Origin of the sequence: Hymenobacter sp. B1770 (genome assembly GCF_049896385.1) — a bacterium.
Taxonomy (GTDB): domain Bacteria; phylum Bacteroidota; class Bacteroidia; order Cytophagales; family Hymenobacteraceae; genus Hymenobacter.
The window spans coordinates 137,713-158,120 of the sequence record NZ_JAFCUF010000001.1 but is presented as its reverse complement, the minus strand read 5'-3'; the positions used below and the strand labels follow the sequence as shown (position 1 = coordinate 158,120).

The window sequence follows — 20,408 nt, the reverse complement described above, 5'->3', positions numbered from 1 at the left end:
ACAAGAAGTTGGGGCTTAGCCTGTCCTCAGAATTCTAGAGAATAAACCGTGTGCTCAGGAAGCTGCTTTCCTGACCATCCACAATCTCATTCAGAATCTGCTTGTTGGCATCGGTCTGCTTGGTGGCTACCACCGTGCGGATGCTGAACGAGCGTAGGGCATCGTTCACCGACAGCGTGCCCTCGGCCGAGTCCTTGCGGCCGGTGAAGGGGAAGGTGTCGGGCCCGCGCTGGCACTGGGCGTTGATGTTTACGCGGCTCACCTGGTTCACGAGCTGGTCGACCAGGTTTGCTACTTCCTGCGACTCGCTGCCGAAGATGCTCACCTGCTGGCCGTGGTCGGAGTCGATGATGTACTGAATGGCCTCGTCGACGTGGGAGAACGAGGCCACGGGCACGATGGGGCCGAATTGTTCTTCACGCCACATCTTCATGCCTTCCTGCACGGGGTACACCAAGGCCGGGTACACCAGTGGACCCGCCGCGGTGCCGCCGCCTTCGTTCATGATGCGGGCGCCCTTGGCCTGTGCATCGGCGAGGCACTCGGCCAGGTAGCTAGGCTTTTGAGGCTCGGGCAGGGGCGTGATGTTCACTTTCTCGTCCCAGGGCATGCCGGGCTTGAGCTTGTTAATTTCATCGCCGAGGCGCTGCACAAACTCTTCGGCAATGGTTTCATGCACGAAGAACAGCTTGAGCGCGGTGCAGCGCTGCCCGTTGAAGCTGAGCGCGCCCAGCACCGACTCTTTCACGGCCACGTCCAGGTCGGCATCGGGCATCACGATGGCCACATTCTTGGCATCGAGCCCCAGAATGGCCCGTAGGCGGTTGGATTTGGGGTGCAGCTTCTTGAGCGAGTCGGCCACGCGGCTGCTCCCGATAAGGCCCAGCACATCAATTTTACCCGACGACATCAGCGCCGGCACAATGGTGTTGCCGCGCCCGTAGACTGTGTTCACCACGCCTTTAGGAAAGGCTTCGGTGAAGGCTTGCAGCAACGGGAAGTGCAGCAGCGCGCCGTGTTTCGGAGGCTTGAACAGCACGGTATTGCCCATAATCAGGGCCGGAATGAGCATGCAGAACGTTTCGTTCAGGGGATAGTTGAAGGGCCCCATGCACAGCACCACACCCAGCGGCGAGCGCCGAATCTGACCGATGATGCCTTCTTCAATGGTGAAGCGCGACGAATCGCGGTCCAGGTCCTTAAGGGCGTCAATCGTGTTGCGGATGTAGTCAACGGTGCGGTCAAACTCCTTCTCCGAATCAGCCGCCGACTTCCCGATTTCCCACAACAGCAGTTGCACGATTTCCTTCTTTTGGGCGATGATGAGGCGAGTGAATTTCTCTACCGCCGCAATGCGCTCGGCCACGCTCATGGTGGGCCATTCGCCACGGCCGTGGTCGTAGGCGCGCACAGCCGCATCGAGGGCCTTGAGGCTTTCCGCCTCGTCGAGCAGAGGGTAGGAGCCGATAACGACGGGTTGCAGGGTGCCATCGGGCTGACGCAGCTGAATGGGGGAGAGCACCTCCTGCGTAGGGCCGCTCCACTCGCGCAGCTCGCCGTCGAGCAGGTACTGGCGCTGGTGCAGCGGCGTGGGCCGGCGCCAGGCTTCGGGTATAGCCGCCTCGTCGGGCGGGAAAAGTAGGGTCAGGCTTTCGGTGGTTACGGACATGGTCAAAAGAACATTGTGCGGTGCGAACCTACGCACTAGTACCTGCTGAGGGAAGTGTCGGCCCTTGGGATGCCGTCAGACCATAATTTACGGGAACGTTTGCGTACCGCGCACGTGCTGGAAAGCCGTATGTTCAGGCCAAAATTATTTTTCCCGCTATGCCGCTACATCTCCTGGTTTTACTCAATTTCGCCGCCGCTGCCTACCTCACCGGCCTTATCTGGACGGTGCAGGTGGTGCATTATCCCAGCTTCGGGCAGGTGCCCAAGGCAGCGTGGGCGGCCTTCCATGCGGCGCACACCCGCCGCATGAGCTACGTGGTGCTGGTGCCTATGGTGCTGGAATTGGGGCTGGCCATTTGGCTGGCGTGGGCGGGGCGGGCAGCACTGCCCAGCGGCAGCGGCTGGTGGAGCCTGGCGCTGGTGGTGCTGGTGTGGGCGGCCACCTTTTTCATATCGGTGCCATTTCACAACCGCCTGGCCGCAGGCTACGACTACATTGCCATTGATGGCCTTATCCGCACCAACTGGTTTCGTACCGTGCTCTGGACGGCTCGGGCCGGGCTGCTGGGCTGGCTGCTGGCGCGGTAGAAAGGGCAATCTCGCCGTTGCGAAACAGAGCACTGCCGTTACTTTTAACGGCATGAAGCAGCTTATCTACCTGTGCATCTTGTTGATAAGCGCGCCCACGCAGGCCCAAACCGCAAGCCCTGCCCCAGGGCCAGCCGTTACCGTTGAAGTCAACCGAACCCACTGCCTGGTGCAGTTTGTGGAAACCCTGGCCGGCGGCAGGAGCGGGCACCGCGGCTCACGGCGGGTGTTCGAAACGAGCCGCTTCAACACGCCAGCCGCTCAACGCTGGCTGCGCCGCTATCAAAGCCTGGACCACGAGCCCGAATTCGGCCGCGACGGCTACCCAGCCGGCCGGCTTGGCAGCATGGGGTCCATCACTCCGAGTTACCTGGCCGCCAGCGCCGACGCCCGCGACCTGGCTGACTTGCAGCGCCGCACTGTGGGCTTGTTGCCTAACGAGGTATAAGTCAGCCTCGACAGCGTATAGCGCTACTTTGAGCCCGCTTTCGATGCGCTGGCCTGGCAGCCCCACGCCACCGAGCTAACTCGCTTGCGGGACCCCTACGCACAGTTCTTGGCCCAAAGCCGCGTAATGCTCCAGTTTGGGCAGCTGCGCACCTTCTACGGCAGCGTGTGGCCCGATGCCGTGCCCTACCGCATATTGCTCAACCCGCAACTTGATAACGGCACGGACTTCACGAACAAAGCCTCGGCGAGCGGGAATCTGGTGCTGCTCAACTGTCATCCGTCCACGCGCGATTTTGTGGCGGGCACAGCCGTGGTAGTGCATGAAATGTGTCATTCGCTCTCGGTTCAGCAGCGCTTGGTCTTGCAGCGGCAGTTGGAAGGCTGGTACCTGCACCATGCGTCGCCCAACCGCCGCTTCGCCTACAACTTCATGGAAGAAGCCTTGGCCACTGTGGCCGGGCAGTGGGTGTTTGCCCAGCAAACCGGCCAGCTTGAAGCCGGAGAGTGGTATAATGATGAATACATCGACCGCTACGCAAAGGCCCTCTACCCCGTGATGGCGGGCTACGTCGAACGCAGTCAAGCCATCGACAGCCTCTTCGTTAGCCAAGCCATCAGCATCTTCGATCAAACCTTCCCGCGAGCTGCTGCCAACTACGTCAACTTGTTTCGCAACGTACTGTACTGGTCCAATGCCGATGATTTTCAAGCAACAGTACGGCCCTTTATTGACCGGTTCGGCAGCACGTTTACCCAGTCGGCCACGTCCATTCTGCAATCGGCCGCAGCCCTGCGCATCGCTCAAAACGGCGAGTTCCTGCCGATGATACTCGTTACGCGGGAGCACAAGGCTACCCTGCGTTACTTAAGCCAAAACCTGCCGGCGCTACGCGGGCAGCGCCTACGACCGGAGAAGAGCTTTCTGCTGAGCGCGACTGGCCCGAATAGCCCAATAATCTTAGTGAATGTGCACGACCCGGCGCAGCTCACGGCTGCCGCAGTGCTGCTGGCAAAACAAGGCCACCTCGACCCCGCGCACCCAGTGAAGTGGCTTAATGAGTAGCAGTGGATTTAAGCGCGGCACCCGCCCCGGCGCGCTCAGCCCGCCAGGCAGGGTAGTTCTGAGAACCAGATGGCTAACCAGCCGCTTCTGCCATAGAAGAGGAGGACTCGTCTTCGGCGCCGGTCGAATGCCGCCGCAGCCGAAACGCGAGTATTCCCATCACTATCCCCATCACAAAAATGTAGGAGCCAACCCACCACGAAATGGCCAGGGCTCCGGCATCGGGCCACAAAAGCACCACGCTTCCGAACAGAACGGAAAGGAGGCCGCCCAGCATCATAAGCCACTCCCCGTCGATTTCTTTGCGCAAACGGATGGCCGTTGCGATTTGAAGCCCACCTGTGATGATGGACCAAATGCCCACTGCCAACAGCAGCCCCATCAGGGTAATGCCGGGCCAAACCAGGGTCAGCACCCCCACCAGCACGTTGAATGAGCCCTCCAGCACCAGCGACCACCAGCGAGGCCTCTCCCGGCCCCGCCGAAAGGCCGATATTAGGGTCAAGGCGCCGTTGATAAGGCAATAGACCCCGAACAACACCACCAGCATCAGGAGCGTGAGGCCCGGTTTCAGGAAGGTGAGCAGACCCACGATGGCAGCTGCCAGCCCGCGCAGCGCCATTATCCACCAGTTAGCGTGTAGAATCGATGGAATTATCATAGCAAAAAAGAATAGCAGCAGCCCGAAGAAAACCGCTTCGGGTGCGTATTAGATTCTGATTCGCTTATAACACCCTAGTCACCGGCAGCGTTGCCAGTAAACGACTTCTAAGCCCTTATTTGGGTGTTTTCCAGCCCAAATCCCGTAGTTTTCCCTATTCCGTTGCGGTAGCTACGGATGGTTCCGTCAGGCAGACACTGATTCCAGAGCCCAAGGCCGCTAACTGCCTGCCCCATCCCGACCAGCAAGAAAAGGCACCTTATAGCTTTGGGCGGCTCTTCTCGCGGGTTGCTTTAAACTCTGAGCCTTCCTTCCACTTGGGGAAGGTGGTTTCGCCTGCCAGGCGCTGGCCAATGCGGAAAAGCAGGCGCGCGTCTTGCTCGGCCCCGCGGAGGTCGGCCTGGGGGATGTACTCGTCGGAAGGCTGGTGGTAGTGTTTGGCTTCAAAAATCTCGGCCTGCTCCCGCGCGAAGGCCTTGCCGTGAAGGCGGCTGTCAAACTCCCCTTTGGCATAGAGTGCCGGCACGCCCACTTTGGCGAAGTTGAAGTGGTCGGAGCGGTAGAAGCTGCCGGTTTCGGGGTGCTGGGTGGGCATTACATAGCGGCTCTGTTCCTTAGCCGCCACCCGGGCGTAGTCGTCTAGCTCCGATTGTCCATAACCCGTGATGGTAAAGTCGCGCATGGGCCCGAAGCCCAGCAGGCCGTCCATGTTAATGTTGGCCACCGTGGTAGCTACCTGAAACAGTGGGTGCTCGGCGTAGTAAGCCGAGCCCAGCAGGCCTTGCTCCTCGCCAGTTACGGCCAGAAACACGATGCTGCGGGCCGGCTTCTCCTTGGTTTGGGCAAAGCCGTTGGCAATGGCCAGCAGGCCGGCGCAGCCGCTGGCATTGTCCAAGGCTCCGTTGTAAATTGAGTCGCCGGCAATGGCTGGCCCGATGCCCAGGTGGTCCCAGTGCGCGGTGTAGATGATGTACTCGTTGGGGCGGGTGGTGCCAGGCAGCACGGCCACTACGTTTTTCGAAGCCTTGCGCGTGATTTTATTGCGGAGCGAGGTGCTGAAGTTCAGGCCCATGGGCCGAGGCCGGAAGCCTTGCTTGTTGGCGGCGGCGTAGGCCTCGTCGTAGTTCTGGCCGGCGGCGGCAAACAGGCGCTTAGCAGCATCGAGCGTTATCCAGCCTTCCATGGCCACTTTGCTGGCGCCCTCGTCAGGCGTTTGGGGGTGCAGCTTCGAGCCGCCGTTGCTGCTCTGCACCACCGTCCAGGGGTAGGAGGCCGGCTTGGTATCATGGATGATGAGGATGCCAGTGGCACCATGGCGAGCGGCTTCTTCGTATTTGTAGCCCCAGCGGCCATAGTAGGTCATTTCCTTGCCCTTGAAGAGGGCGGTGTCGTTGCCGGCATTGCCGGGGTCATTTATTAACACTACCACGGTTTTGCCCTTCACATCCAGGCCGGCGTAGTCGTCCCAGTTATATTCGGGTGCTACCACGCCATGGCCGGCAAATACCAGGGGCGAGTTGGTGACGGCAACCGAGGGCTGCTCCCGCTCGGTGAGCACCATGTAGTCGGTGCGGTAGTTCAGCGTCAGGGTTTTGCCGTTGCCAGCTACCGTGGCGGTGGGAGCAGGAGTGCCAGTTATCTCCACCAGCGGCACGGGCTGAAAGTAGGTGCCGTTGGGGCCGGGCTGCAGGCCAATCTTTTTAAATTCGGAAGCCAGGTAGCTAGTGGTTTTTTCCTCGCCCACCGTAAACGGCCGCCGGCCCTGAAATTCGTCGGAAGCCAAGATTTTGATGTGCTGCCCAATAAGGGCGGCTGTGATGCCGTCGGGCGGTGTGGCCACACTGGCCGTGTCGGTGGAGGCAGCAACTGAGTCTTTTTCAGTGTCGGCGGTGTTCGACGACGATTGGCCCTGGCAGCCTGCCAGCAGCACGACTGCCGTGGCAGGAGCCAGCCAGTTGCGTAGTTGAAATAAGCGCATCAATAAAGAAGAGGATAGCCGGTCGGGGACCGGAAGGGCCTGCCGCGGGGCAAAATGCTTCACGGCAACCTGCCGCCGATACCGAAGACAGATGCCACGAAAATAGTACAGGAACAAGTTGTATTCCAGTGGGCCCTAATTGCTTCCTTGACGGAGCGTTGCTGCTCCCGGTAGCTCGCAGCAACGCCGCTACTTTATGCTGCGCAGGCCCTTGCAGGCTCGCGAAAACAGCCTTTTGGCGCGGTTTTAGCATATGGTTAATGTCGCTATCGTAGCGACTCAAACACATTAGCCTGACGGCTAGTACTTGGGCAAGTGCCAAGGACCTTTCCAAACGCCGATTTGATTGCTCCGAAAAACTTCCTTTAGTAGCCTTTTTGCCAGTAGACAAACTAAACTACTGAAAGAAACGGCCCTGACTTAGCCGGTCTTTCTACCTCACCCGCACCCTTCTTCACTGTTCTATACAACTTTTCACCTGCGCTATGTCTTCTTCCTTTTTGCCCCAGCCCCTTAATCTTAGCCCCGAGCAGCACGGGGCCTGGAATCGTCGTAAGTACGTAGCGGAATGTGCCGTTACGTTTCTGGCCAATAAAGCCCAGCCGCTCGATGACGCCATTATTGCGCATTTGCAGAACTACGTTGCCGGGGACGCTACTCTGGGCCAGGCCATTGGCCGCATGGTCGACCATTTTGCACTGCAGCCTCAAGAGTTTGGGGTGCTTCAACACCAATAAGCCCTGCCTGCAGCGCTTTTCATAACGCAAAGCGCCCCCACCGCCAGTTGTGTCCTTGTAAGTGGACGCACAGGCCGTGGGGGCGCTTTGTGTTAATGCTCAGTATTACATCGCCTTGGCGTTCAGGTAGTTTTTTGCAAGCTCATTGAGCTTAGTATCAGTTAGTTGTTCTTCTTCCAGGGTCTGGCGCAGAAGGTCGGCGGCTTCGTTGTGGCCCAGGCGCTCGGCGAAGTGAGCAGCCGTGCCGTAACCCGAAATTTCGTAGTGCTCGATGCGCTGCGAGGCGGCAATCAGGGCGGCATCCATTACTTCATCGGTGGCACGCTCCGACATTGTTTCCTGGCCCTCCGCAATCAGGCCGGCCATGGCTTTGCAAGTATGGCCGTCGAGGTCCACGTTCAGGTTTTTACCAATGCGCTCCAGGCGCTCTACCTGCTTCTCTGTTTCGCGCAAATGCCGCTCGAAACCGGCGCGAAGACGACCATCTTTGGCTTTTTCAGCCATCATGGGCAGGGCCTTCACCAACTGAGTCTCGGCGCTGTACAAGTCTTTGAGTTGCATCTCAAACAAGTCGTCGAGGGTTTCCATTTTGTCGAAGAACATAACAGGAGTAATTAGGTGGGAAAAAATGAGAGGGTACTAATAACCAGCCCAAGAGCGGGTTAGATTATGCTAGCTTTCTCTACGTTAAGGCTGCCACTGGGGTAGCAGCTGGCCGTTATAGCCATGCTTCCTGAGAGGGGTACCATTTTCTATGACTTATCTATATTGTGTTATTAGGCAGAATGTTAAAGGTTTGAAACAATATTCAGCCTCAGCGACAGCGCGAAAAATACGTAATTGAAAATCCGTACTTTCCGAAGCAGATTTTTAGGCGCACGCCGGTCCGGAGCCACTTTTCTGGGAGACACGAAGAATGGCAAATGGCGTTGCTCAGCTATAAGCTCAAGCGTAAAAGCCTGGGGCCAGTATGCTTACTTGCATACCGGCCCCAGGCTTGATAGGCAGCGTTGCCCTGATTTGAAATTGCGGCCGCTATCACCTCCTAGGTAGCTGTTGTGAACGGCCCTTGGCTAGAGGCGAGTGAAATGCTCAGCCGCGATACGAGCCCCCTCGTCGGTGCAAATGCCGCGAATGTAATAGAGGAAAATGCTGCGAAAAACCTCCGCCATGTTGTAGCGCTCGGGAGAAAACACGTTGGGGTTGAGCATCATGTTGAGCTGCTCCATCAATATCTTGGTCACCAGATTGATATTGATGTCGGAACGGAACACCTTGTTGCGGATGCCGTCGTTGAGCAGCTGCTGCAGCTGTGGGGCCGAATAGGTATTCAGGTGCTCGAGCATAGCCTCCCAAGCCTGCGGGAAGTCAGATTGGAGGTCGCTGTAAAAGCCACCCGGAATCGTGTTCAAATCGCGCAGACCTAATTGCAGCAGGCCGTATAGGCGCTCTACAGCCGACGGATACTGCGCATAGAGAGCAGTGTGCTCGCGCTTTTGGCGTTCCATATCGGCTAGCACGGTGCTGTGCACCAGCTTGGCTCGGTCAGGATAGTATACCTTAAGGTCGTCGACTGAAATGGAAAGAGCTTGGGCTAGTAGGCTCTCGGGAGCCTTAAGAAGCCCGTATTTGTAAAAAACAGGCATGGCCGGTTCCAGAGAAACGGTCACGGGAGTAGCATTGGGCATAGACGAAAAGGACTAAGAAACGGTCTAACTAAATAATGACTTAGTTAGTTCGCTACGCCTCAAAAACTAGATAGGTTGTTGAAAAATAGCTTATTGTAAAGCGCCCAACAGGAAGAAAAACAGCAATTGTGTTAGATAGACCAGTGGCACCAGGGGGTTGGCTTTGGTAAAATTAGCTCGGTTGAACAGCATTTGCAGTATGCAGGCCAAAATGAACCAGTCGCGGAAGTTCTGAAAAGGAATCACGTTGGCGGTCCAGTGCCAGAAGTCGTAGGTGCTGGCCACTGGTTCCATGCACATATCAAGGCCCAGCATGAGTAAGGCCGCCAGAATGGTGCGCGGGAGCTCGGGTAGGGGAATGTAGCGCGCCAGAATGCCGCAGCTATAAGTCAGCACCAGCCAGTTGAGGCCAATGGCCAACGGCACATCGAACACTTTGTAGCCCAGTGTGTCGCCGTAGCGGTAGTGACCAAAAAACCAGCTCAAGTGCACCCCAATCACCTCGGCAGTAAAGCCTAGCAAGGCCGCCACGATGCAGAAGCTCCAGAAGGCGGCACCGCGGCCCGGCTGAAACGAGAACAGCAGACCCGCCGTGAGCAACAGCGTGAGGGGCGTAAAACGCAGGTAGAAACTGGGGTCGTCGGCAAAGGCCAGCCCCACAAAGCCCGTGATGTGGAACAGCAGCACCAGGCCTTGGGCCACGCGCAGCCGGCGGGTATTCACGGCCGGTAGCGGCTCGGTGTAATCAACCATATGGAAGAATGAGGAACGAAGCGCGAGGAACAAAGAATCGTGATTGATTTACTTCTTAGCTCCTTCTTTATTCTTCATTGATAAGAGACGAAACAATTTTGGCTGACAGCAAGCATAACGGAATGCCGCCACCTGGGTGCACCGAGCCACCGCAAAAGTACAATCCTTCCAGCCGACCCGAAAAGTTGGGGTGCCGTAGAAATGCCGCTAGCGCGTTGTTTGAAGAGCTGCCGTAAAGCGCGCCGCCAAACGATGAAGTGTCGGCGGCAATGCCTGGGGGCGTCCATACTCTCTCGGCAGCTATCAGGGGCTCAAGGTCGGTGCCCAGGGCTTGGCTCAGCTTACGGAGGACCACGCCCCGGGTTTTGGCAGTCAGCGCTTCCCAGTCCTGGCCTTGGTCGTGGGGCACGTTCACCATCACAAACCAGTTTTCGTGACCGGCTGGGGCGTCGGCAGGCGTTTTTTTGGCGGTGATGTTGACGTAAACGGTCACGTCGTCGGCCACGGTTCTGTCTTGAAAAATGGCCTGAAATTCAATTTGGTAGTCGGCCGAGAAGAAGATGTTGTGCAGGTCCAGCTCCGGAAACTCGTGGCTGATGCCCCAGTAGAAAATAAGGGCCGAGGAAGAGCGAGGCTGACTGAGCGTGCGCTCCGGCGCGGGCTCGCGGGGCAGCAGGCGGCGGTAGGTGGGCACCACGTCCATGTTGCTCACCACCCGGCCATAGTCGTAGACATCCTGCGCGGTGCGCACGCAAGTCACGCGGCCTTCGGCAGTCACAATCTCCTCCACGGGTTCGTTGTACCGGAATTTTACGCCGAACTCGGCGGCCAGCTTCGCCAGGCTTTCGGCAATGGCGTAGATGCCGCCCTCGGGATAAAAAGCGCCAATGCCGTGCTCCAGGTGCGGAATCATGCTCAGCGTAGCCGGCGCCTGGTAGGGGTCCGAGCCGTTGTAGGTCGCGTATCGGTCGAAGAGCTGCACCAAGCGCGGGTCGGAAAATGCTTTTTCGTGACGCTGGTGCATGGTGCCCAGCAGGCCCAGAGCGGGAAGGGCCGCCAGGGCCTTTAATGTTTCGGTGCTGAGGTAGGTTTTGGCCTTGTGCAGCGACTTGTGCAAGAAGGTGCCGGCCGTGGCGTCGTAAGCCTTGCCGCCGCGGGCCAGAAACTGCGTCACGTCCGCGGCGGGCGTGCCCAGCTTTTCCTCGACTTCGGCCGCGAATTTCTGGGAGTCGGCCCAGGCCGTGAGCCGCGTGCCATCGGCAAAGAAGTAGTTGGTGATAGGGTCAAGCCGCTCGTAGCGGAAGTATTCGCTCGGCTCGCGGAGAGCCAGCCGGAAAATATCATCCACCAGCTGAGGCAGCGTGAAAAGCGACGGCCCGGCATCGAAACGATAGCCACCCGGCATGCTGAACTGGTGCATCTTGCCCCCAAACGTGCTGCTGGCCTCGAACACCGTAACGGCGTGGCCAGCCACCGCCAAGCGCACTGCCGTAGCCAGCCCGGCTATGCCCGCGCCGATAATGGCGACGGGTTGTTTGGAAGTACTCTTCTGCCTGGACGCACTACTTTTTTTCATCTTACCGTAAACAAGTTAATGCGGCAAAGTGTGAGCACTATAGTTGAATTATGCGCTCTATTGTAGCGACGGATGTGTCAAACTGTAGCGCTTCAGGCAAATAAATTGGGCTGTCAACACCAGTTATCAGGCACCCATCGAACTGCTTTAAATGCAGTGCCTTAAATGATTTTTTAAATAAAATCAATTGTTTGCTCGCTGGTTCCAAAACGCCTATTTGGGTGGTCCAGCTAGTAAGCCAAGAAAATTTCCAAATAGAAATGGCCACGTAATTCCCCTGCTGCTGCCAAACCGGAGGCCCGCCGCAATTGGCATGTATCTGCACTTCTTTGCCGTCAGGCATTACCCATAAGCAAGGCCCACGCAGAGGCCCGCCCATACCTATTTCGTTTAAGCAATCAAATTGATAACGAAGGGACTGGCTGTGGTCATGCGCGACAAATTGCTGAGTTCCAACATTGAAGTCCCAAGGAGTATGCAATGTGTCCATCCTTGTGGGCTCTATACTACTCCACCGCTAGCACCAGCCCTTTCAAATAAGCTCCCTCCGGGTGAAATAAGCTCACTGGATGGTCGGCCGGCTGCGTGAGGCGGTGCAGGATGCGCGCCGGGCGGCCTGCCTCGATGGCCGCAGCCAATACGGCTCCTTCGAACAGCTCCGGGCTCACTACCTGCGAGCAGCTGAACGTGAACAGCAGCCCGCCGGGAGCCAGGTGCGCAATGCCGGCCGCGTTTAGGCGCTTGTAGCCCATAAGGGCGGCGTGGCGGGCGCCCATGTGCTTGGCAAAAGCGGGCGGGTCGAGCACTAGCAGGTCGTATTGGGCCGAGTGGTTTTTAAGGAAGCCCAGCACGTCGTCGGGATAGGCGGCGTGGCGCTCGGCGTGGTTCGAGAGCTCGGCGTTGCGCTCGGTGAGGGCAATGGCTTTCTTGCTCGAATCGACGGAGTGCACCAGCTCGGCACCGGCCTCCAGGGCATATACCGAGAAGCCACCGGTGTAGCAGAAGGTGTTGAGCACCTTGCGGCCGGGTGAGTAGCGGGCCAGCAGGGCACGGTTGTCGCGCTGGTCGATGAAAAAGCCGGTTTTCTGGCCGGTTTCCCAGTCCACGGCGAACTGGTGGCCGTTTTCGCTCACCAGGTGCTCGGCGCCGGTGCTCTCGCCCATGAGGTAGCCGTTTTGGGCGTCGGGCACGGCGTTGCCGGGCACGGTTTCGGCGCTCTTGTCGTAAATGGCGCGCAGCTTATCACCGAACACGGCTTGCAGGGCCGCCGCAATCTCGGGGCGGGCGCGGTACATGCCCACGCTGTGAGCCTGCACCACGGCCACGTCGCCGTACACGTCGATAATCAGGCCGGGCAGGCCGTCGCCTTCGGCGTGCACGAGGCGGAACACGTTGGTATCGGCCGTGCCGGTGAGACCCAGACGCTGGCGCAGCTGGTAGGCTTCGCGCAGCTTCTTCTCCCAGAATTCGGGTGATGGCAGGTTGGCGTTCACGCCGAAATCGAGCATGCGCACGGCAATGGAGCCGCCACCCGAAAAGTGGCCCACGCCCAGCAGCTCGCCGTCAATGGCTTCTACACGCACGGGGTCGCCCTCGTGGGTGTCGCCCTTCACGCGGGCAATGGCGCCCGAGAATACCCAGGGGTGGCGGCGGCGCAGGGAGTGGTCTTTTCCGTTTTTGAGGACGATGGTGGCGGGGTTCAGCATAGGTCTGCAAAGGTACGGTGCCCGTTGTACGAACTTTGCGTTCGACTTTTAGCACCTGCTGCGCTATGACCAACGACCTCACCATTCTCGACTACGAACCGGCTCACCAGCCCACTTTTCGCGCCCTCAACCACGAGTGGATTTCACACTACTTCAGCATCGAGCCCATCGACAATGAAATGCTGGACAACCCCGAAGGCTACATTCTGGCGCCCGGCGGCCACATCTTCATGGCCCGGCACGGCGGAGAAATTATGGGTACCTGCGCTCTCATCAAGGAGCACGACGGCGTGTATGAATTGGCTAAAATGGCTGTGTCGCCCCGGGCACAGGGCCTGGGCATTGGCTGGGCTTTGGGCCAAGCCATTATTGAGAAAGCCCGCCAACTGGGTGCCCACCGCGTCGAGCTTCTATCCAACTCGCGGCTCGGTCCGGCCCTCAGACTGTACGAGAAGCTAGGGTTCCGGCACGTGCCGGTGCCGCCCACGTCGTACCAGCGCACCGATGTGAAGATGGCACTCGACCTATAGCCGGCCTAGCTGAACCAACGCCGGTAGATGGGCTTGCGCCAGGCAAACTGCGCCCACATGGCCGGGTACAGCACCGCATCGAGCAGAGGCGAGGCCGTGCGGTATTCCAGCGCATCCACAATCACGCTGCCGCCGTGGGGGCCGGGCTCAATGAGGTGGCGGTGGCGCCAGTAGCGCAGGGGCGGGGGCATCACCTGGCCTTCGTCGATGAAAAAGTGCGTGCCATCGGGCAGTTGGCCGTGGTCAACAATCAAGGAGGTCCATTTCAAGCGCTTCACCAAGGTGTTGAGCTCGATTTCGACCTGGTCGCCGGTTGCGCAGCCATCAAACCGTAGCACCCGAAGCTTGGGAAACGGGGGCGCCAAGGCTACAAAAAGTGCGCGGGTAAAGCCGGCCATCACCTTAGCGGGCGGCTGAGCTACGGCGGTTCGGAGGGTGACGTGCATAAGTAGTCATCACAACGGTACCAGCCAGGCTTTGTTTGCAGCGGCTTGCAGGGCAGCTGCCTACTGCACGCCGGTTATGCGGAATTCTACCCGCCGGTTGAGCCTGCGGGTGTTTTCCTGGTTGTTGCTGGCCATGGGCTCGGCCCCGCCAAAACCAATGCCGGTGATGCGCGCCTCGGCAATGCCCCGCTCCACGAGGTAGGCCTTTACGGTGCCCACGCGCTGCTCGCTGAGCACTACATTTTTCTCGGGCGGGCCCACGTTGTCAGTGTGGCCGCGCAGCTCAATGGTCATGCCGGGGTTGTCGGTGAGCAGGCTCACGAGTTTGTTAAGCGCCGGAAACGAGGTGGGCAGCAGCACCGCCTGGCCCTGCTCAAACTTCACGTTGTCGAGCGCCACGGTGGTGCCCACACTCAGGGGCTGCAGCAGAATATCGCGCACGTAGGGCCCTGGGCCGGCCGTCCAGGTGCTGTCGGTGGCAATGTAGCCCGTGAGCTGGGCATGGTAGGTATAAGTGGTGCCGGGCTTGCCCTGGTAAGAAAAAGTGCCATTGGGGTTAAGCCGCACCACGTTGCCGAAGCCGCCCAGCCCTAGACGCAATTGTGCTTCGGACAAGGGCTGGTAGGTGGCGGCATTCAGCACGCGTCCCCGCCAAGTGGCGGCGGCGGGCGGCGGTGGGGCCGGCGCCATGCGGGGCGGCACCTGAAACAGGTTGCAGCCCGCCAAGTCGGTATAGGTGCCTTTGCGTACTAGGGTAGCCCGGCGGCGGGCCATGTCGACCTGATACACGGCTTTGGGGCCGGCCAGGTAGAGCCGGCGGCGACCGCCGGCATCGTTTTGCATCAGCAGGTCGCTGTAGCCGCCGCGCTTGGGCAGGCCCTCTAACTTCATGCGCTCGGGGTGGGCTCGGGCGGTTTTTAGGTTGACTTTGAGCAAGGAGCCGTCGGTGCTGTACACCCGGTACATGGTGTTGGCATCATCGAGACAGAAGTTGCCGTGCGTGCCCGCGCCGGGAAAGGTTATTTCGTAATAAAATGGCGCTTTCTGCATGGGGTCGTTGAACCAGACCACCGTCACCTTGCCGGTGGAAGGCGTCACCTTCACGAGCAGGTTGCCGTCGGAGCTGTTGAAGTAGAGGTCGCCCCGGTCGTCGGTTGCAGCCGAAATCCATACGTTCTCCGAGCCTTGGGCTGGGAGTTGCCAGGTGGTATAGGCGCCCTTGCGGGTCACGGGGTCGTAGCGGTACACGTATTCGGGCGCATCGGTGGGCGCTTTCGTTACGGAGTACAGGCAGTTGTCGAAGCCCTTAGCCAGCGCGTACGACTGGAAGGGCAGCACCCGGCGGTGAACTTTGGGCGCCGCCGTCAAGTCGTTGGCCGGAAACTCGTGGATGGTGCGGCAGTCGTCTTCCCACCGGCCGTTGTAGAAGCCCGTGGCGGCAATGCCATAAAACTTATTGTCGCACACCTGGGCAGCGTAGCGGAGGCTGGGCCAGGCTTTTTCAGTGAAAGCAAAAGAATCTACTAGCTCCTTGCCCTCGGCCAGGTACTGGGCATCTTGACTGACCTCCCCGCGGTATTCAATTTGAAATTGGTAGCCCCCTCGCCACACCCGGCGCCCCACCACGTGCAGGCGCGTTGGTACAGCCGACGAATGAGTGTACAGATACTCGTAGCGTATCTCCTCGTAGCTGCCTAAATCCTGCTGGTCGAGGCCCAGCACCTGGGAACGGGGCAGCCGCTGAATGATGCGCCATACGGAGTCTTGGCCCCCGCGTAACGTGAGCTTCAGGTCTTTCTGCTGGATGGGGAGCAGTTGGGTGGTAAGGGTTACGTAGGCGGGAGCAGGGCGGGCAGCGGTGGCGTAGAACGTCGCTTCAGCACCGTCGATGCCTTTGCGCACTTGCCAAGAGGTGGGGTAAGCAATTTGGTAACGGCCTTTGGCATCGGTGAATACCGTGGGGGGCGGCGCTGCCTCCTGCTGCGCATAAAGCGCCGCCGGGCTTAAGAGCAGCACCAGCAACAGAAAAACCTTCATCAAAAATAGCTCGGACGTTAACAATACTGTTTGAGATAGATAAAATCACATCACAAGTAAAGAAACGCCGTTTCCCGCGAAAAACATACTGCCCGTTTACTCCCAGTCTCAAAGCCTGGGCTAAGAGTGGCCTGCCAACGACCCTAATGCCACTGGTAAGCCATTCAAAATTTACCCCAGCAGTTCCTCGATGTCGGCCCGTGTCAAGTGCTTGATAACGGCCTCGTCGGTGGCAATCAGCTCGCTCACTAGCGCCAGCTTGCGGCGTTGCAGGGCCAGGATTTTCTCTTCCACCGTGCCTTGGGTGATGAACTTGTAGGTAAACACCGGCCGCTGCTGGCCAATGCGGTGGGCGCGGTCCACGGCCTGGGCCTCCACGGCAGGGTTCCACCAGGGGTCAAGAATGAAGACGTAGTCAGCTGCGGTGAGGTTGAGGCCCACGCCGCCGGCTTTCAGGCTGATGAGGAAGATTTTTAAGTCCTCGTTTTCCTGGAAGCGCGCCACTTCTTTTGGCCGGTCGCGGGTGGCACCGTCAAGGTAGGCGTAGTCGAGCTGACGCTCATCCAGCGCTGCCCGCACCAAAGCCAGGTGCTGTACAAACTGACTAAACACCAATACCTTGTGCCCCTCAGCCACCACGTTGCGAATCATTCGCAGCACCTCGCGCAGTTTGCCCGATTCGTGGGTGTAGTTTTCATCGGCCAGGCGCGGATGGTTGGCAATCTGGCGCAGGCGCGTCAGGCCTTGCAGCAGCAGAAACTGCGTATTTGCCGGCCCGTTCTCGTCGAGGTTGCGCAGGATTTTATTGCGGTAGAAGCTCTTGGTTTCTTCGTAGGCGTGGGCCTGCTCCTCCGTCATGGGGCAGTAGCTGAGCTGTTCAGTTTTCTCAGGCAACTCCTTAGCCACTTGGGCTTTGTGCCGCCGCAGAATAAACGGCTTAATGAGGGCGTGCAGGCGCCGGGTGCGGCCTTCGTCCTGGTGCTTCTCAATGGGTTTCAGGAACTCCTTGCGGAAAAATGCCTGCGTGCCCAGCAAGCCCGGGTTGATGAACGACATCTGCGACCACAAATCCATGGTGCTGTTTTCTACAGGCGTACCCGTCAGAATCAGCCGGTGTTTGGAGCGCAGTTGCCGCACGGCCTGCGAGGTAGTCGACGACGGATTTTTGATGGCCTGCGACTCATCCAGAATAACGTAGTCGAACTTGTAGCCGGCCAGCAGTTCCGTGTCCAGACGCACGATGCCGTAGCTGGTCAGCACCACGTCGTAGTCGGCAAAGCGGTCGGGGTTTTTGTCGCGGTAAGTGCCGGTGTAAGCCAGAATGCGCAGGTCGGGCGTAAACTTCTCCGCCTCAGCCAGCCAATTAAATACCAAAGAAGTAGGTAATACCAGTAGCGACGCCGCGCCCTGGGCCTCCCCACTTTCGCGGCGGTGCTGCAGCATGGCCAGCGTTTGGACGGTTTTACCCAGGCCCATGTCGTCGGCCAGGCAGCCGCCAAAATGGTAGTCCTGCACAAAACGCAGCCAATTGTAGCCAGCCTTTTGGTAGGGCCGCAGCTCGCCCAGGAAGCCCGTGGGCAGGGGGTGGTCTTCTACTTCGGCGAAATCGCGCAGCTTGGCCAGCTTGCGGCCCATGCGCACGGTGGCCAGCTCATTGCTCTGCAAATCGGCTACCAACGCCAGGTGGTGGCGGCGTAGGTTGAGGCCTTCCGGGGTTTCTTCGCCGAAGGCAAACAGCTCGAGGTAGTCCGTAAACCACTCCTCGGGGATGATGGCAATCTGACCGTTGGGCAGCTTGAACTCCCGGCGTCGCTGCAAAATGTGCCCGCGCAGCCGGATAAACGGTATTTCAATATCACCGAAGTGCACCGTGCCGCGCACGTCAAACCAGTCGCCAGACTCCTGAATCCCGACGTGCACGCTGGTGGGCCCTATGAAGTAGCTCTTGGTAGCAGTCGAAGCCGCTTCCACCGTGTAGCCCAGCTCGGCCAAGACCATGGTATTCTCGTGCAGCCACTTGAAGGCTTCGCTCTTCGGTAACACGGCCTGGCCGTTTTCTACCGTGAGCTGGCGCTCGCGCAGTTCGGCCACTGTTGCTTGCTCTTGCTCCGGGTTGCGCAGCAGGCGGTGGAACACGTAGCTGTCGGCGGTTTTTTCTAACCGCACGCTCACCGGCTTATCGGTACCCAGCGGCATGAGGTGCGGCCCGTAGCGGAAGCTCAATTCGAAGTGAATCTGCTCGGTTTCGGGGCCCGTGAGCACGGGCGCTACGGGCTTGGGCAGCGGAATGCGACCGCGGCGCGGTGGTCCGGGCGGGCGAACTGGCGCTTCAGGCGCGGGCGCTGCCGGAATGGCATCGCTGAACGTAAGCCGGGGCCGCGCCACATAGCGCTCCGACCGGATATCGAAGCCGCGGGCGTGCACCTCAAACGATTCCATGAGCGGCGCCACAAATTTCTGAAAGTAGCTTTCCTCCACGTTGCGGGGCACTACAATAAACTTCTTCTTCAGAAACGGCAGCAATTTGCGCCCGTCCACTTCCGTGCGGAAGGAATAAAGCAAGTCGCCCAGCAACAGCCAGGCCGGCTGCAGGCACACCAATAGCGCGTCCTTGTACTGAAAGTCGAGGCGCTGATTCTGGTACTGAATGGTGGGGAAATAGTGCGTACCGTCCTCGTTGCGGCGGAAGTGGAACAGGATGGACGCTTTGGAAGGCGCCAGCCCAATTTCTTTCCACGTCGGCTCACCATCGCGGCCCATGATAAATACGCGCTTCCCCGCCAGCTTGGCCAGAATGGCCGCCATGCGTGTTTGCACATGCCGCGAAATGGCATCCTGCAGAGGCTTGTCGCCCTTTTCGGCGTTGTAGGTTTTAAGGAAAAATTCGGCCGTCGCGATTTTGCGGGGCCAGAACTCTTTCACCACTGCTTCCTGCTGAATCTGGTCGCAGAGCTCCACCAGCTCGAAGTCGGTGGCATCGAGGCCCGCCTCAAACTCGTGCGCATTTTTGCCCGAAACCGTCTGATGCAGAAGCGTTAATTGGTCACGGGGACCCAACTGCACTACGAAAGCCGCAAACAAATGGCCGAGGAACTCGTGCTCGAAGAGCGAGTAAACAATCTGAAACGGTTCTGAGGTAGATACTTTCATAGCCGGACACGCGTGGAGCGCAAGGTAGGGCTGAAAGCGGAAACGAGCATTGTAGAGCTTTACAGCGGTAGAGGGTAGTTACGCGCTTACGGCCCTCAGCACTCAAGGATGCATGCCGCGTTATAAATTCTCCCGCAAATCCAACTTGCTCGCATTCAGGGCAGGGCGTATGCTTACTGCTAAGGTGATGAAGATGATGGAGGCACAGGTAAAAATCAAATCAGAAAGCTGCATCTTCACCGGGTAAGCATCCACTACGCTCGTGGCCATGCCCATGCTCACAAAGCCAAACTGCTGCTGCGCCCAGCACAAGGCCACGCCCAGCACCAAGCCAGTTGCTGCCCCCACCAGCGCCACAATGGCGCCCACCAGCAGGAAGGTGCGCCGCACGGTTTGTTCGGTGGCGCCCATGGCAAGCAGTACCGAAATATCTTTCTTCTTGTCAATTACCAGCATCGACAACGAGAAAAAGATATTGAGCGAGGCAATGAGCAGAATGAGCGTGAACGTGATGAACACAAACAGCTTCTCCACCTTGATGGCCTTGAACAAGCTCACGTGCTGCTCGTCCGAGTCCTGTACCTTAAAATTGGGGCCGAGCTGCTTGCGGAGCTGCTCCTTCACCTGCTCAATCTCGAAGCTGCCGCCCACCTTCACGTAGAGCGCGGTGCGGCGGGTAGTGTAGCCCAGCAGCCGCTGCGCAAAGCTGATGGGCACGAAAATGTAGCTGTCGTCGATGTGCTGCTCAATAAGGAACACGCCGCCGGCAATCAGATTTTCCTCGTTGAAGGCCTTCTCCGGGTTCATGCTTAGCGTTTTGCTGCCCGGCGTGTTGCGTGGGTACAGCAGGCGCATGGGCGACAGGCGGTTGTTCAGGGTGATGCTGAGCTCGTGCTGCACGCCGGCGCCCACCAGGGCAAGCTCTAAGCTGTCGCGGCGGAGGCGGTGGTCGCCCTCGCGGATGTTGGCATCTATCTGGCTTTGGCCAAAGTAGTTGTCGGAAAGGCCCCGCATCTTCACCACCATCTGGCGGTCGTGGTACTGCAGCAGGGCATTGTCTTCGATAACCTCCGTGACCAGGGCCACGCCCGGCATTCTTTCCAAGCTCATCAGGAAGGTGCGGTCCACATCGAAAGCCTTGCCCTTGGTGGCGGAAATGACCAGATTGGGGTCCGATTTGCCGTAGAGCGTGCGCACCAGGTCTTCCAGCCCGTTGAAAACCGACAGCACAATAATCAACGCCATAGTACCCACCGCCACGCCAATCATCGAGATGTTCGAGATGATGGTGATGATGTTGCGCTTATTCTTGGAACGGAAATAGCGCCGCGCTATGAGGAGAGGAACGTTCACCTAAAAGAAGGGGGAGGGTAG

18 protein-coding genes are annotated in these 20,408 nt (G+C 58.9%); 5 read left to right on the top strand and 13 right to left on the bottom strand.

All coding sequences use genetic code 11. From position 1 onward, the window contains the following. Positions 1-34: 34 nt before the first annotated feature. A complete protein-coding gene (locus ACP7AJ_RS00555) occupies positions 35-1,669 on the bottom strand; it encodes an NADP-dependent glyceraldehyde-3-phosphate dehydrogenase (protein WP_426058235.1) in 1,635 nt (544 codons plus the stop codon). Between the two features lie 158 nt (positions 1,670-1,827). Between ACP7AJ_RS00555 and ACP7AJ_RS00550 the strand changes: the two genes are divergently transcribed. The 3 genes from ACP7AJ_RS00550 to ACP7AJ_RS00540 all read left to right on the top strand — a co-directional run bounded on the left by ACP7AJ_RS00550 (position 1,828) and on the right by ACP7AJ_RS00540 (position 3,772). Next, complete coding sequence (locus ACP7AJ_RS00550) at positions 1,828-2,259, top strand: hypothetical protein (RefSeq protein WP_426058234.1); 432 nt, start codon at positions 1,828-1,830, stop codon at positions 2,257-2,259. Positions 2,260-2,311: 52 nt separating this feature from the next. Next, entirely contained in the window at positions 2,312-2,707 is a 396-nt protein-coding gene (locus ACP7AJ_RS00545) for a hypothetical protein (protein WP_426058233.1), read from the top strand. Positions 2,708-2,791: 84 nt separating this feature from the next. Then, positions 2,792-3,772: a hypothetical protein gene (locus ACP7AJ_RS00540; protein ID WP_426058232.1), complete on the top strand. Its 981-nt coding sequence runs from the start codon at positions 2,792-2,794 to the stop codon at positions 3,770-3,772. Positions 3,773-3,845: 73 nt separating this feature from the next. Here the strand turns inward: ACP7AJ_RS00540 and ACP7AJ_RS00535 are convergent, their stop codons facing one another. Then, positions 3,846-4,433: an HdeD family acid-resistance protein gene (locus ACP7AJ_RS00535; RefSeq protein ID WP_426058231.1), complete on the bottom strand. Its 588-nt coding sequence runs from the start codon at positions 4,431-4,433 to the stop codon at positions 3,846-3,848. A 259-nt stretch (positions 4,434-4,692) separates the two neighbouring features. Then, positions 4,693-6,411 (bottom strand): M28 family metallopeptidase, encoded by a 1,719-nt coding sequence (locus tag ACP7AJ_RS00530; protein ID WP_426058230.1) that lies wholly within the window; start codon positions 6,409-6,411, stop codon positions 4,693-4,695. Positions 6,412-6,896: 485 nt separating this feature from the next. Between ACP7AJ_RS00530 and ACP7AJ_RS00525 the strand changes: the two genes are divergently transcribed. After that, positions 6,897-7,148 (top strand): hypothetical protein, encoded by a 252-nt coding sequence (locus tag ACP7AJ_RS00525; RefSeq protein WP_426058229.1) that lies wholly within the window; start codon positions 6,897-6,899, stop codon positions 7,146-7,148. Between the two features lie 105 nt (positions 7,149-7,253). Here the strand turns inward: ACP7AJ_RS00525 and ACP7AJ_RS00520 are convergent, their stop codons facing one another. The 6 genes from ACP7AJ_RS00520 to ACP7AJ_RS00495 all read right to left on the bottom strand — a co-directional run bounded on the left by ACP7AJ_RS00520 (position 7,254) and on the right by ACP7AJ_RS00495 (position 12,868). Beyond that, complete coding sequence (locus ACP7AJ_RS00520) at positions 7,254-7,751, bottom strand: ferritin-like domain-containing protein (RefSeq protein WP_426058228.1); 498 nt, start codon at positions 7,749-7,751, stop codon at positions 7,254-7,256. A gap of 470 nt (positions 7,752-8,221) precedes the next feature. After that, the gene (locus ACP7AJ_RS00515) at positions 8,222-8,836 is read right to left on the bottom strand and encodes a TetR/AcrR family transcriptional regulator (RefSeq protein ID WP_426058227.1); all 615 of its coding nucleotides are present in this window, start codon (positions 8,834-8,836) and stop codon (positions 8,222-8,224) included. A 90-nt stretch (positions 8,837-8,926) separates the two neighbouring features. Then, entirely contained in the window at positions 8,927-9,589 is a 663-nt protein-coding gene (locus ACP7AJ_RS00510) for a carotenoid biosynthesis protein (protein ID WP_426058226.1), read from the bottom strand. A gap of 67 nt (positions 9,590-9,656) precedes the next feature. After that, positions 9,657-11,165 (bottom strand): 1-hydroxycarotenoid 3,4-desaturase CrtD, encoded by a 1,509-nt coding sequence (crtD, locus tag ACP7AJ_RS00505; protein ID WP_426058225.1) that lies wholly within the window; start codon positions 11,163-11,165, stop codon positions 9,657-9,659. A 37-nt stretch (positions 11,166-11,202) separates the two neighbouring features. Continuing rightward, positions 11,203-11,655, bottom strand: a complete 453-nt coding sequence (locus ACP7AJ_RS00500) for a hypothetical protein (protein ID WP_426058224.1) — start codon at positions 11,653-11,655, stop codon at positions 11,203-11,205. A gap of 16 nt (positions 11,656-11,671) precedes the next feature. Then, a complete protein-coding gene (locus tag ACP7AJ_RS00495; protein ID WP_426058890.1) occupies positions 11,672-12,868 on the bottom strand; it encodes a class I SAM-dependent rRNA methyltransferase in 1,197 nt (398 codons plus the stop codon). A 68-nt stretch (positions 12,869-12,936) separates the two neighbouring features. Between ACP7AJ_RS00495 and ACP7AJ_RS00490 the strand changes: the two genes are divergently transcribed. Continuing rightward, positions 12,937-13,401 (top strand): GNAT family N-acetyltransferase, encoded by a 465-nt coding sequence (locus ACP7AJ_RS00490; RefSeq protein ID WP_426058223.1) that lies wholly within the window; start codon positions 12,937-12,939, stop codon positions 13,399-13,401. Positions 13,402-13,406: 5 nt separating this feature from the next. Here ACP7AJ_RS00490 and ACP7AJ_RS00485 read toward each other — a convergent pair whose 3' ends face one another. From ACP7AJ_RS00485 to ACP7AJ_RS00470, 4 genes are all read right to left on the bottom strand, one after another. After that, positions 13,407-13,847: an SRPBCC family protein gene (locus tag ACP7AJ_RS00485; RefSeq protein WP_426058222.1), complete on the bottom strand. Its 441-nt coding sequence runs from the start codon at positions 13,845-13,847 to the stop codon at positions 13,407-13,409. Positions 13,848-13,907: 60 nt separating this feature from the next. Beyond that, a complete protein-coding gene (locus tag ACP7AJ_RS00480; RefSeq protein ID WP_426058889.1) occupies positions 13,908-15,884 on the bottom strand; it encodes an OmpA family protein in 1,977 nt (658 codons plus the stop codon). A gap of 171 nt (positions 15,885-16,055) precedes the next feature. Beyond that, positions 16,056-19,034 (bottom strand): DEAD/DEAH box helicase, encoded by a 2,979-nt coding sequence (locus ACP7AJ_RS00475; protein WP_426058221.1) that lies wholly within the window; start codon positions 19,032-19,034, stop codon positions 16,056-16,058. Positions 19,035-19,154: 120 nt separating this feature from the next. Next, on the bottom strand, positions 19,155-20,387 hold the full coding sequence (locus ACP7AJ_RS00470) for an ABC transporter permease (RefSeq protein WP_426058220.1): 1,233 nt from the start codon (positions 20,385-20,387) through the stop codon (positions 19,155-19,157). Positions 20,388-20,408 lie beyond the last annotated feature (21 nt).